At 69.4% G+C, this 12,438-nt stretch carries 12 protein-coding genes and 1 pseudogene; 4 read left to right on the top strand and 9 right to left on the bottom strand.

Going from position 1 to position 12,438, the window contains the following annotated elements:
- The first annotated feature begins 17 nt into the window (after positions 1-17).
- Positions 18-791 (top strand): cyclase family protein, encoded by a 774-nt coding sequence (locus tag ACWDEX_RS08805; protein ID WP_450462558.1) that lies wholly within the window; start codon positions 18-20, stop codon positions 789-791.
- Positions 792-878: 87 nt separating this feature from the next.
- A complete protein-coding gene (locus ACWDEX_RS08800; protein WP_450462557.1) occupies positions 879-1,319 on the top strand; it encodes an Lrp/AsnC family transcriptional regulator in 441 nt (146 codons plus the stop codon).
- 114 nt (positions 1,320-1,433) lie between these two features.
- On the opposite strand, the gene ACWDEX_RS08795 is transcribed toward ACWDEX_RS08800, so the two are convergent.
- The 3 genes from ACWDEX_RS08795 to ACWDEX_RS08785 are packed head-to-tail and all read right to left on the bottom strand — an operon-like array spanning position 1,434 to position 5,450.
- Complete coding sequence (locus tag ACWDEX_RS08795) at positions 1,434-2,813, bottom strand: aspartate ammonia-lyase (RefSeq protein WP_450462556.1); 1,380 nt, start codon at positions 2,811-2,813, stop codon at positions 1,434-1,436.
- Positions 2,810-4,237 carry an aldehyde dehydrogenase family protein gene (locus ACWDEX_RS08790; RefSeq protein ID WP_450462555.1) on the bottom strand — a complete coding sequence of 476 codons (1,428 nt, stop codon included), beginning with the start codon at positions 4,235-4,237 and terminating at the stop codon, positions 2,810-2,812. The genes ACWDEX_RS08795 and ACWDEX_RS08790 overlap by 4 nt, the downstream gene beginning before the upstream one ends.
- Positions 4,230-5,450, bottom strand: a complete 1,221-nt coding sequence (locus ACWDEX_RS08785; RefSeq protein WP_450462554.1) for a homoserine dehydrogenase — start codon at positions 5,448-5,450, stop codon at positions 4,230-4,232. Before ACWDEX_RS08785 ends, ACWDEX_RS08790 begins: the two co-directional genes overlap by 8 nt.
- 42 nt (positions 5,451-5,492) lie before the next feature.
- Between ACWDEX_RS08785 and ACWDEX_RS08780 the strand changes: the two genes are divergently transcribed.
- Positions 5,493-6,386, top strand: a complete 894-nt coding sequence (locus tag ACWDEX_RS08780) for an IclR family transcriptional regulator (protein ID WP_450462553.1) — start codon at positions 5,493-5,495, stop codon at positions 6,384-6,386.
- 334 nt (positions 6,387-6,720) lie between these two features.
- On the opposite strand, the gene ACWDEX_RS08775 is transcribed toward ACWDEX_RS08780, so the two are convergent.
- Entirely contained in the window at positions 6,721-7,326 is a 606-nt protein-coding gene (locus tag ACWDEX_RS08775) for a L,D-transpeptidase family protein (protein WP_450462552.1), read from the bottom strand.
- The gene (locus ACWDEX_RS08770; protein ID WP_450462551.1) at positions 7,316-7,819 is read right to left on the bottom strand and encodes a SigE family RNA polymerase sigma factor; all 504 of its coding nucleotides are present in this window, start codon (positions 7,817-7,819) and stop codon (positions 7,316-7,318) included. The genes ACWDEX_RS08775 and ACWDEX_RS08770 overlap by 11 nt, the downstream gene beginning before the upstream one ends.
- A gap of 135 nt (positions 7,820-7,954) precedes the next feature.
- Between ACWDEX_RS08770 and ACWDEX_RS08765 the strand changes: the two genes are divergently transcribed.
- Positions 7,955-8,875, top strand: coding sequence for a L,D-transpeptidase (locus ACWDEX_RS08765; protein ID WP_450462550.1), 921 nt, complete (start codon positions 7,955-7,957; stop codon positions 8,873-8,875).
- 247 nt (positions 8,876-9,122) lie between these two features.
- On the opposite strand, the pseudogene ACWDEX_RS08760 reads toward ACWDEX_RS08765, so the two are convergent.
- The 4 genes and pseudogenes from ACWDEX_RS08760 to ACWDEX_RS08745 form a co-directional block, all read right to left on the bottom strand.
- Positions 9,123-9,487, bottom strand: a pseudogene (locus tag ACWDEX_RS08760) (transposase); the annotation flags it as partial.
- Between the two features lie 146 nt (positions 9,488-9,633).
- Positions 9,634-10,497, bottom strand: coding sequence for a carbon-nitrogen hydrolase family protein (locus ACWDEX_RS08755; protein WP_450462549.1), 864 nt, complete (start codon positions 10,495-10,497; stop codon positions 9,634-9,636).
- 95 nt (positions 10,498-10,592) lie between these two features.
- Positions 10,593-11,315, bottom strand: coding sequence for a GDSL-type esterase/lipase family protein (locus ACWDEX_RS08750; RefSeq protein ID WP_450462548.1), 723 nt, complete (start codon positions 11,313-11,315; stop codon positions 10,593-10,595).
- Between the two features lies 1 nt (position 11,316).
- Entirely contained in the window at positions 11,317-12,354 is a 1,038-nt protein-coding gene (locus ACWDEX_RS08745) for an acyltransferase family protein (RefSeq protein ID WP_450462642.1), read from the bottom strand.
- Positions 12,355-12,438 lie beyond the last annotated feature (84 nt).

Here is a 12,438-nt window from a genome sequence, read left to right as displayed (position 1 = left end):
ACAAGGTTGAACAGCACATGGACCGCTTCCCCGAACCCCGCCTGTGGGCCGCTTTGCGCGAACTGACCGAGACGTCCGTCCACACGGACCTCACCCACGCCTTCCACCCGGGCCAGCCGCACTTTCCGGCGTTCCCGGACGAGCGCCGCGAGATGCTCTTCGACATGAAGCGCGGCGACGGCTTCAATGTGCACCTCTACACGCTCGTCGGCCAGTGGGGCACCCACGTCGACCCGCCCGTGCACTTCGTGGACGGCGCGCGCACTCTGGACGACATCCCCGTCGAGGAAATGCTCCTGCCGCTGGTCGTCCTCGACATCACCGACCGTGTCGAGGCCGACCCCGACTCCGTGCCCACGCTGGACGACGTGACCGCTTGGGAAGGCCGCAACGGCCCCATACCGGCCGGGTCCTTCGTGGCCCTGCGCACAGGCTGGAGCCGCCGCTGGCCGGACCCGTCCGCCATGGCCAACCGGGACGAGGCGGGCATCAGCCACGCGCCGGGCTGGTCGGGCCCGGTGCTGCGCCATCTTTTCGAGGAGGTGGGCGTCACCGCCATCGGTCACGAGCAGACCGACACCGACCCCGGTCTGGCCACCTCGGCAGGTGACTTCAGCCTGGAGCGGTATGTCCTGGAGCGCGACCGGTGGCAGATCGAGCTGATGGCCAACCTCGACCGGGTCCCCGAGGCGGGCGCCCTGATCGTCGCGACCTGGCCGAAGCCGCAGGGCGGTTCCGGCTTCCCGGCCCGGGTGTTCGCCCTCCACGGGGCGGAGTGCACTGTCCGGTGAAACGGCCGGAGCGGTAACCGATGCCCCCGCCCCGGCGGCCAGTAGGCCGCCGGGGTCCTTTCACGACCAGGACCAGGAGTCGAGGCCATGGACGCTGTCGATGAGAAGATCATCGCTGAACTGACCCGCAACGCCCGCATCACCCACGCCGAACTCGGCCAGCGTGTGCAGTTGTCCAGGAACGCCGTGCGCCAACGGGTGGAACGTCTCGAACGGCAGGGGCACATCGGCGGCTACACCGTAGTCCGCCCCTCCGGCACGGCTGCCGGAGACCTCGTCCGCGCCCATGTCCTCGTCTACCGGAAGGACCGGATGCGCGGCGGCGACGTCCTCGCGGCGATCAGACGCATCCCCGAAGTCGTCTCCTGCGACGTGCTCAGCGGCGAGTTCGACCTGCTGGTCAGTCTGGAGGCACAGTCCCTGGAACGCGTAAGGGGCATCTGGAACCACATGGCCCAGATGCCCGGTGTACGTGACACGGTCACCACTCTCACGCTGTCCCGCGTCGTCGACCGCACCCGATCCTGAACCGCAGGGCCGAGGGAGCCGCTGCCCCCGGCGGACCGGCGGACAGCAGCGGTACGCGGGCTGCCCTGCGGGGCCGGCCGCGTCTCATGACCCAGGGGGACTGCGGGCGTCCCGTCAGACGTCCGCCCGAAGCAACCGCTCGGCGCTGTCACGGTCGAGCAGTCCGCTGTCGACGACGACGTCCAGCACGTCGGCACCGGTGGCCAGCGCCTGCCGGGCGGCCTCGGCCGCCGCCGCGTACCCGATGCGGGGCGTCAGCGCCGTCACCGCCCCGACCGACCGCGCGGCCTGCCGCGCCAGCCGCTCCTCGTTGGCGGTGATCCCGACCACGCACAGGGTGCGCAGAGTGGCGCAGCCGCGAGTCAGCCACGCGATGTGCTGGAGCAGCAGGTGGCCGATGAGCGGCTCGAAGGCGTTGAGCTGCAACTGCCCGTTGTCGGCGGCCATGGTGATCGCCATGTCGGCCCCGGCCGTGGCGAACGCGATCTGGTTGACCAGTTCCGGGATCACCGGGTTGACTTTGCCCGGCATGATCGAGGAGCCGGCCTGACGCGGCGGCAGGTTGATCTCCCCGAGGCCGGACTGCGGGCCGCTGGACAGCAGCCGCAGATCGCTGCAGATCTTCGACAGCTTTACCGCCGTGCGCTTGAGGACCCCGGACGTCTGGAGGAACACACCGGTGTCGGAGGTTGCTTCGACCAGGTCGGACGCCGCCTTCAGGTCCAGCCCGGTAAGCGTCCGCAGATGCCGGACAGCGGCCTGGGCGTATCCGGGTGCCGCGGTGACGCCGGTGCCGACCGCGGTGGCGCCGAGGTTGGTCTCGGCGAGCAGCGGAAGCGTCTCGGCGATGCGGGCCCTGTCCTCGGCCAGAGTGACGCCGAACGCGGCGAACTCCTGACCGAGCGTCATCGGGACCGCGTCCTGCAACTGGGTGCGGCCCACCTTCACGACATTCCGGAACTCCCTGCCCTTGGCGCTGAACGCCTCGGACAGCAGGCCGAGTTCGACGGAGAGGTCGGCGAGGGCCGCACTCACGGCGATCTTCAGGGCCGTCGGATAGACATCGTTGGTCGACTGGCATCGGTTGACATCGTCGAGCGGGTGGAGGACGTCGTACCGTCCACGGACGCAACCCAGGCGTTCCAGAGCGAGGTTGGCGATGACCTCGTTGGCGTTCATGTTGGTGCTGGTGCCGGCTCCGCCCTGGACGACGTCCACGACGAACTGCTCGTGGTAGCGACCCCGCTCGATGTCGGTGCATGCCTCGGCGATGGCCTGTGCCTTGCGCGGCTCCAGAGCACCGACCTCCTCATTGGCCATGGCCGCCGCGTGCTTCACGGCGGCCATGGCCCGCACCAGGTGCGGATGGGAGGCCGCGGAGACACCGCTGATCCGGAAGTTCTCCAGAGCGCGGGCGGTGTGCACGCCCCAGTACGCTGCCTGGGGGATCTCCACCTCGCCCAGCGAGTCGGACTCGATGCGGAAGCCGCTCACCGGCCTTCGCCCGTCCCGTTGAAGCAGACGACCTTGGGCTGGGTCATCTCCTCGTAGGCGAACCGCACCCCCTCACGGCCCATGCTGCCGTACTTGAACCCGCCGAAGGGCATCGCGTCGAAGCGGTAGTCGGAGGAGTCGTTCACCATGACACCTCCGGCGTCCAGCCGCCGGGCAGCCGCCAGGGCACGGTCCAGCCGGGTGGTGAAGACCCCGGCGTGCAGGCTGAACTCGATCTCGTTGGCCCGCTCGACGGCCTCCTCGAACGAGTCGAAGGGCTGGAGGACGACGACCGGCGCAAACGCCTCGTCCTGCCACACCGCAGCCGTGCCCGGGACGTCCTCCAGGACCGTCGGGGCATAGACACTGCCGTCGAGCCGATTGCCGCACAGCAGAGTCGCCCCCTGCTCGAGCGCCGCGTCGACGAGGGCCTTGGCTGCGGCCGCCGACCCGGCAGTGATCATCGGCCCAACATCCGTACGCTCGTCCGTCGGATCGCCCGCCCTCAGCCGGAGTGTCCGCGCGACGAAGGCGTCCCGGAAGGCCGCATACACCTGGCGGGCGACAAGGACCCGCTGGACGCCGATACAGTTCTGGCCGGCCGCCCAGAAGGCACCGGAGACACAGCCCTCCACGGCAGCGTCCAGGTCGGCGTCCTCCATGACGATCACGGGCGCGTTGCCACCGAGATCCATCGCGAGTTTCTTCAGTCCCGCCGAGCGGGCGATCGCCTCACCGGTGCGGAAACCTCCGGTGAAGGACACCATCCGCACGTCGCGCGAAGCAACGAGGGCCGCACCCAGCTCGGGCCCGCCGTTGACGACGGTCACGACCTCCTCGGGCAGACCGGCCTCGACCAGGGTGTCGACGAGGCGCAGCGCCGACAGCGGTGTCAGCGCGGACGGTTTGAGTACCACGGCGTTGCCGCCCGCGACGGCGGGCCCCAGCTTGTGAGCGACCAGGTTCAGCGGGTCGTTGTACGGGGTGATGGCGGCGATGATCCCCAGCGGCTCCCGGGTGAACCACCCCTGGCGGTCCTCGGAGCCCTCGTACGCATCGAAGGGCACCACCTCACCGGCGTTCCGCCGGGCCTCGGCGGCCGACAGACGCAGGGTGTTGACCGCGCGTGCCGTCTCCTTGCGGGCCTGCACGATGGTCTTCCCCGCCTCACCCACGATCAGCCGGGCGAAAGATTCGGCGCGTTCCTCCACCAATCGGGCCGCCTCGTCGAGGACCTTGGCCCGGGCGGCCCGCGACATGGCCCGCGCCGTGGCGCGGCCGTCACGGGCCCGCAGCATCACGGCTTCCAGGGCGTCCGCGGCGACGGCACAGACCGAGCCGATCGTCTCGCCGGTGTAGGGGTTGCGCACAGGCGCCATGTCGTCGCCGAGGTGCAGCGCGGTGTTGATCACGGTCTCAGACACGGTTCGTCTCCTCCAGCTCACGTGCACCGTCCACCGGCGCGCCGGAGCGTGACCTGCCGGTGGCTCCCTGGGTTCCGGTACCGCGGTCGTTGCGGCTCTCATGGATGCTGATGATGTCCGACAGCAGGGCGTACGCGGTCTCCTTGCACCCTGCGCCGGGCCCGGAGACCGTAACGGTGCCCAGCAGGTCGGTGTGGAAGGCCACCGCGTTAACCGGTCCTGAGACCCCGGCCAACGGGTGGCTGTCCGGCAGCGCCATGGGGGCGACGCGCGCATCCACGGTGCCGTCGGGGCGCCGGGCCGCGGATCCGACCAGTTTCCAGCGCAGTCCTTCGGCCGCGGCAGCACGTATGTCCTCGGCGGTGATGCCGGAGATGCCTTCGCAGGGCACGTCGGCGCGCTTCAGTTCCGTGCCCAGCACCTCACCGGCCAGGATCATGACCTTCAGCTGGACGTCGTGCCCCTCCACGTCGGCGGTGGGGTCGGCCTCCGCGTATCCCAGCGCCTGGGCCTCGGCCACCGCGTCGGCGAAGTCCATGCCGCTCTCCAGCCGGCCGAGGATGTAGTTGGACGTGCCGTTCATGACGCCCTCGACGGCCGACACCCGCAGCCCCCCGAACATCCGCCGCGCCGTGCGCAGCACGGGCGTACCGCTGAGCACTGATCCCTCGCACTCGAAGGCGACGTCATGACGCCGGGCCAGTTCCTTCAGCGCACGCCCGTGCAGTGCCACCGGGCCCTTGTTGGTGGTACAGACGTGCTTACCGGCCTCCAGCGCCCATCGCACGTGCGACAGCGCGGGCTGGCCGTCCTCGGGATTGGTGAAGGTCGCCTCGGCGACGATGTCGGCCGGGACCTCCCGGATCACCCACTCGTTGCGGGGATCAGGGCTGCCGCCCGCCATGCGGGAGAAGTCCAGTTCGCTGGGCGTGGCCGCGAGCAGCGGAGCCAGTTCGATGCCGTCGGCGCGCACCAGCGAACCGGCACGCAGATCGGTGATGGCCACCACGCGCAGGCCGAACCCCAGTTCGGCGGCGAGTGCGTCGCCCCGCTCGGTGATCAGTTCGGCGAGCGCGCGGTTGACGCCTCCGAATCCGATGAGCGCGAGGTCGTATCGGGTCATCCGGTTCTCCTTCACATGGACCCTGTGCGTGCTGAACAGCGTCGCGCCCGGGGCGGTCATCCAGACCATGCCGATGTGACCGAGCATCATGACGATCCGCTCCTTCGACGAGCGGATCGCTATAGTGCCGACGTGACAGCATTCGGCCCCGACGAGCGATCCGAGCGGTCCGTGCAGGGCGGCGACGCCCCTGACCAGCCCGGTCCTGGAGAGTCCGGGCCGTCCGGGAGGGGCGGGGCCGGGAGCGGCCGGCCGGGCAGGAGCGACTCTGGGAACTCCACGGCCTCGTCGCTACGCGCGGCACTGCGCCTCGTCGACGCCGTCATCGACCGCGAGCGGTCCGGGCGCACCGGGTTCAACGTCAGCAGGCTCGCCGACGAGATGGGCCTGGAGCGCAGCAAGGCCTCACGGATAACGCAGGAGCTGTGCGAAAAGGGCTTCCTCGAACGCCGCGAGGACTCCACTCTGCGCGCCGCCCACGAGTTCTTCGCCCTGGCGGCCTCCCTCAACCCCGGTCTGCTGCACAGCAGCCGGGCGGTTCTGCGCCGCCTCGCGATCCGGCACGGGGCCAGCGCCCGGCTGTCCGTCCGGGACGGTGTCCTCGTACGTCTGCTGCGTGCCGAATCCTCGCCCGGCATGGCCGACCAGTGGCTGACCAGGGCGACGTTGGTGACCCCCTGCTGGTGTACGGGCGCGGGACGCGCACTGTTGTGGGATCACACCGAGGAGGAGATCGCCATGCTGCTGGTGGGTTACGAACTGATCGGTGTCGGCGGCCCCAACGCCGCCCACTCGGCGGCCGAGGTCGCCCGGGCCAACGCACGCGACGCGCCCGGAGGTCTGGTCACCGCGCACGGGGAGTTCGAGCACGGCATCACCGAGTACGCCGCGCCCGTGCGCGACGCCCGGGGCCGGGTCTTCGCCGCCGTCGCCGTCCTGGGGCGGCAGAACGACCTCGCCCCGCACGAGGAACTGGTCCGCGCTGATCTGACGGCGGCGGCGGCCGAGTTGGGGAACCTGTCCTGACCAGGCCCGCCAAGCAACGGCCTGTCAAGGTCCGCCCGATGCTGGCCGGTTCTCATCACATCACCGTCAAAGATCGGCACAGAGGCCGTAGCCGGCTGGTTGCGCCACTGCTTCGCGGCAATGTGGCGCCGTCCCGAGACGGGTGGACGTCCGGTCGCGGTTTCCGCGACTGGCGGCACTCCGCCATGCCACCGCCTTCGTATCGCATGCCGGAATGAACTCCGTTATGGAGGCGCTGCATTACGGGGTTGGCCTCGTCGCCGTCGCGCAGACACCCCGATCCTGGCCACCGCCAACTCGGCCTTGAATTTCGGACTTTGGGTTAAAGACCAAGCTAGCTGCTTTCGACGTCCACGATGTCCCCCACCTGCAACTGCCCGTACAGCCACTGGGCGTCGGCGGCGCCCAGTGCGATCCAGTCGTGCGTTCTGTCGGCGTGGCTGGGATCCCTGGTGACGGAGGGCATGCTGCAGAGGTAGGTGGTCGTGCCGTCGTCGCCGCGGAGCTCGACCAGCCAGCGGATCTTGGCGGTGCGGGCGTTCCTGAGCCCGAGTGCCGTGCCGGGCATGACCTTCACCTCCGCGCGCGCGGCGACTGTCATTCGCCTCTCCGGCGCCGAGGACCGCCACTGTCCCGCGGAAACCGTCAGTGAGCGGTCGCCGACGGTGAGCACCCTCCGGGACAGATCCACGGTGGCGAGGGGCTGCGCGCTGGTACTGGGTGTACTGGCCGGGGAGGGGCGGTCGGCCGCGTCCGGGCGGGTGAGGTTCAGCAGCAGTGTGAGACACAGGACCGCCGCCGAGCCGCCGGCGACTGCGGCGGTCGTACGACGGCGGCGGCGTGCGCCTGCCCGGCGGCGAATCTCCGTCCCGGAAACGGGGGGTGAGGCCTGCCCGGAGCCGGCCAGCTCGCGCAGCCTGGTCGTGAGGTCATCGGACACGGTCGGCCTCCCTTTCGTCCTCGTCGGTGGCCAGTTGCCGCGCCAGCGCCGCCCGGCCCCGGGACAACCGGGCCTTGACCGTCCCCATCGGAACACCCGTTTCGGAGGCTACCTGCTCGACACTCAGGTCGCACAGATGGTGCAGGACTATGGCCATCCGCTGCGCCTCGGGCAGTCTGCGCAGCGCGGCGACGAGCGCGGCCCGCTCGGGGTTGGGGCCAGGCATGTGCTCGGGCGGCGGGGTACGACGCATCAGGTCCAGCCAGCGGCGCGCCCGTCGCCAGCGGCTGACCGCGAGCCGCATCGCCACGTTCCGTATCCACGCCTCGGGAGCCGCGTCGGCGAGGAACGTACGGCGCCGGTTCCAGGCACGTATGAACGCCTCCTGCACAACGTCCTGCGCCTCGCCGTGGTCCCCGGTGAACGCGTAGAGCTGACCGGTCAGTCGGGGGAATGCGGCGGCGTAGAACGCGTCGAACTCCTCCTCAGTCATACCCCGCCACGTCCTTGCTCATGGCTCCGCCACGAAGTGCTGCGAATTCTCCGGAGCCCCGTGCAACCCAGCCGTCTCCCCGTGCGTACAGGTGGTGTACGTCCGCACATCCAAACACATCCCAGGGGGGACACATTGACCAGCAAGCCCCGGAACCAGCGCCGCGCACTGGCCCGGACGAGCATCGCGGTGTGCACACTGGCGGCGCTCGCGGGCTGCGGGCAGGCGGCAGGATCCGCCGCCGACACGACATCGGACTCGGCAGCACCTCGTGCGACGGCCGCTTCCCAGCCCGGGCCCGAGCCGCTGAAGCGGCTGAGCGGCGCGCACGTCAACATCGCCGACGGGCAGACGGTCGGTGTCGGCATGCCGATATCTGTCACCTTCAGCCGTCCCGTGCCGCAGGCCCGGCGCGCCGACACCGAGCGGCAGTTGAAGGTGGTCGCCGGTGCCGAGGGCTCCTGGAGCTGGGTCAAGGACCGCAATCTGCTCGACGGTCAGCGTGTCGACTTCCGACCGCGCACCTACTGGAAGCCCGGGACCAAGGTCACGGTGCACGCCGGTTCCGGTATCACCCGACACTTCACCGTCGGCCGCTCCCTCGTCGCCACGGTGAACGTGCGCACCCACACCATGAAGGTCGTCAAAGACGGCTCGACGCGCACCGTCCCGATCACCGCAGGCGCGCCCGGGATGGACACCTGGAACGGCACGATGATCGTCTCCGACAAGGCGCGCAAAGTCTTCATGGACTCACGGACCGTCGGCTACGGCGATGCCTACGCGGACTACTACCGCTACGCCGTGCACCTCACCGCCTCGGGCACGTACCTCCACCAGAACCCGAAGGCGGACACGTACGCGGGTCGCCAGAACGTCACCCACGGCTGCGTGGGCCTCGCCACGGACGGTACGGCCAAGCGGTTCTACGACGAGGTCATCCCCGGAGACGTGGTGACGGTCGTCGGCTCGAAGGAGACGGTGGCGCCAGGCAACGGCTACGGCGACTGGAACGTCAACTGGGCCGACTGGCGGGCGGGGAGCGCGCTTGGATGAGCACCGCCACCGGTACGGCGTCCGCGCGCGCCGGAACCACGGTGGGGACGGCACCGCCGTCAGCCGTGGCCGGGGCGCCGTGCGACCGCCCGCCGACCGGCCTTGCCCACCCACCCGACCAGAGGAACACGCCCCGTTCCGCAGTACGAGACATCCGCAGCCGCCGCGAACACCGACTTCGCCGCGTACTCCGCCGCGTCCTGGACCCGTCTGGTGCGCGTCGCACACCTGCTCACCGGCGAGTCCACGCTGCTTCGCCCCCACCGGGGGCTTTGGTGAGGGCGCCGTCCACGGCGATCTGGTCGAGGACGAGGCCGACGATGCGGTCATAGGCTTCGAGCGCGATTTGCTTCAGGCGGGCGAACAGGCCCAGGCGTATCCACTGGTCGCGGCGGTTGCGGACGGTCGTAGCCGAGCGAGTGGAGTCCGCGGCGCCCCGTAAGAGCAGCCGAACCGGAGGACGTGGAGCAGCTTGTCGAAGACGATTCGGTCGCTGATCCGGCAGCGGTGGCAGCCCAGCGGGTGGGTTGGCTCGTACTCCGGCCGCTGCGGCAGCAGAACCATGAATTGGTTCCACAGCGGCTCGGTCAGCCATGACGGCAGCGCGGGCACAGGACTCCCTCAATAAATACAGAGCGTGACTTCATGATCGCCGGGGCTGTGTTCCACGCTGCCGCGGGGGTCCAAGAACGCCGACATCTACCGCCTGCAGGAGCAGGCTGTGGAGGTTGTGCTCTGTTCCTGGAGCTGAACCCGAGTCAGCCGAGTTGGTGCCAGGCGCGCGCGTAAGTGGTCGTGTCGCGCAGGTCGCGCAGCATCGGTTCGGAATCGCGGGCGGTAAGCAAGGCCTGCGGGTCGAGGTTGGCGGTGATCAGTTCCGGCTGTTCCGCGCCGGCCTCGGCGAGCGGCCGCCCGTCCGGGCCCCAGATGGCGCTGGAGCCGCAGGCGTTCCAGCCCCCCGTAGTGCCGATGTGATTGGCCAGCACGGCGTAGCAGGTGTTGTCCAGGGCCCGTGCCGGGAACCATGTGCGCGACTCGTGGTAACCGTTGCCGATGCTGAACAGGCCGCCGACGACGTAGGCGTGGCAGCCGTCCAGCGCCGCCGCACGTGCGTGCTCGGGAAAGCCGGAGTCGTAGCAGATACCCAGCCCCAGGCGCCAGTCCTCAAGCTGAAGGGTGCACCCGGCTGCGCCCTCGCGATAGATCTTGCGTTCTGACTTGAACAGGTTCTGCTTGTCGTAGCGGGTGACGGGCTCCCCGTTCGTATCGATGACCAGTGCCGAGACGTACAGATCACCCTGATCGTGGAACGCAGCGCCGACAACGGCAACCGTGCCGGTCTCCCGGCAGGCGTCGGCGATGGGGTCCAGCCGCGGGTCGCCGGGCTGTACGGCGTATCTGTGTGGGTCGGCCTGGATGAGATCGGGCTCGTAGCCGCTGAGGAACTTCTCCGGAAAGACCACGAGTCGGGCCTCAGCCCGGGCAGCGTCGTGGACCATGGCTGCCACGGTGGCCACGTTGGCCTTGACATCACCGGCCTCGGCCTGAGCCTGGGCGGCAGCTATGCGTAGCGGACGCGAGGGGAGCGGGTGGACCCGGTGCTGGGCTGCGTGTTCTGTCACGGATCTTCACACTACCGCCTCGCACTCACCGACACCTATGCGCGCGAGTTCCAGAATCGGCATTCACTGCGGCAGTTACTCATGAGGGCAACCCTTTATCGATTCGGACTGCTGGTGAGTTGGCGGAGGTCGGTGGCTTCGGCGATGGCGTGGTGTCCGCGGTCGTTCGGGTGGAGGTGGTCGCCGGAGTCGTAGGCGGGACGGATGCGAGTGTGATCGGCGGGGTCTTTGAGGATGCTGTCGAAGTCCAGGATGCTGTCGAAGAGGCCACTGCGGCGGATGTAGGTATTGACGGCCTGGCGGCAGTGCTCACCGGCCGGCTCGTAGCGGAAGAATCCGTTGTAGGGCGGGATGGTCGTGGCGACGACGCGGACACCGCGGGCGTGGGCGCGGGACACGAATTCTTTGAACCCGCCGATGATTGCCTGCGGATCGTACTGGTGCGGGGTCTGCTGGATGTCATTGATGACGTCGGTGAGCACGATGGTGTGCACGCCGGGGACCGCGAGCGCGTCGCGGTCCTCGCGTTCCAATGCGCTGGGACGGCCGTCGTCGTTCTTGGTGAGCAGCCGGGTGGCGCTGATGCTGGCGTTGACGACCGAGACGGGCAGGCGGGCTTGTTTGAGGCGCCGCTCTATCTGTTCGGGCCAGGCTGCGCCCGGTGTGTTGCTGTAGCCGCCAGAGACCGATGCCCCGATCACCACCACGGTGTGGTGTGAGGAGGAGACGGTCAGCGCGGTGACGTTCAAAAGTGCGCACAGGGCGAGCAGGGCGGCGGTGAGGCCGGCAGTCCGGGACCGCCCGAGGACAGGCGCCATGTCAGCGTCCGCCGTTGGCTGGACGGCTCGCGGTGCGAGACCCTCGGAGGATCCATCGTCGGCCGGGTTGCTCGATCCAGCGGTACAGGGCCCAAGACAGGCCGAGGGAAACGGTGCAGACAGCGGTGGCGAGAGCCAGGGCGTGCGCTGTCTCGAGTTCGGGTCTCTCGCCGAGCATCTGCTCGACGGCCCGCATGACGAGAAGGTGGATCATGTAGAAGGCGAAGGACCACTCGCCGAGCCGTACCAGCCACGGTTGGCGCCACAGTGACGGGGCGCCGCGCAGGTCATTGAGCGCGGCCGCAGGTATGAGACAGGCCAGCCCGATCACCGTGAACGCCGCGTAGCTGCCGCCACCGGGCACCTGATGTGCGAGGAAGTAACCGATGAGGGTGAGCCCCATGGCTGCCTCCGACCCCGGCCCGCGCCACTGCCCGATCCGGACCAGGCGGCCGATGGCCACGCCGAGGACAAACTCCGGAAACCGGGCCAGGGGAAACGAATACAGTCTCCACCCCAGGTCGAAGGACGAGTTGACCCAAGGCAGAAAGATCACTGCGCCGGTGCATGACATAGCCAGGGCGGTGAGGCCGCGAGGGCTCAAGCGGAGCAGGCCTGCGTACAGGGCGGGGAAGGCGGCGTAGAAGAACGCCTCGCAGGTCAGCGACCAGCTGACCGGGTTCAGCGCCTGCCACCAGTGCAAGTTCCAGGAGCTCACGAGCAGCAGGTTCGCTCCCGTTTCTGCGGGGCCGCTGGGACGCAGACCCGGCACCAGGGTGAAGGCCAGTGCCAGGGCTGTCGCCGCGGTGACCAGGTGCACCGGGTATATCCGGGCGAGGCGCCGCCGCCAGAACGCCCGCGCACTGTCTCCCGGGCGGGCCGACCATGCCAGCACGAAGCCGGACAGGATGAAGAAGAACGACACTCCCGTCGCGCCGGCCCCGAACGCCCAGTCGACGATTCGGGCGCTCTCGCCGCGGAAATAGCCGAAGTTCCGCACGTGGTAGACGAAGACTACGAACGCCGCAGCCCAGCGCATACCGGTCAAGGACGGCAGCGCAGATACTGACGTCTGTGACGCTGCGGCTGTCTCGGTGCGGGTTGCCTGGAGCGTCATGGCTGC

It is taken from the genome of Streptomyces sp. NPDC001020, assembly GCF_053599115.1.
Note: the sequence above shows the minus strand (reverse complement) of the source record. Positions and strands in the feature narration are given on the sequence as shown.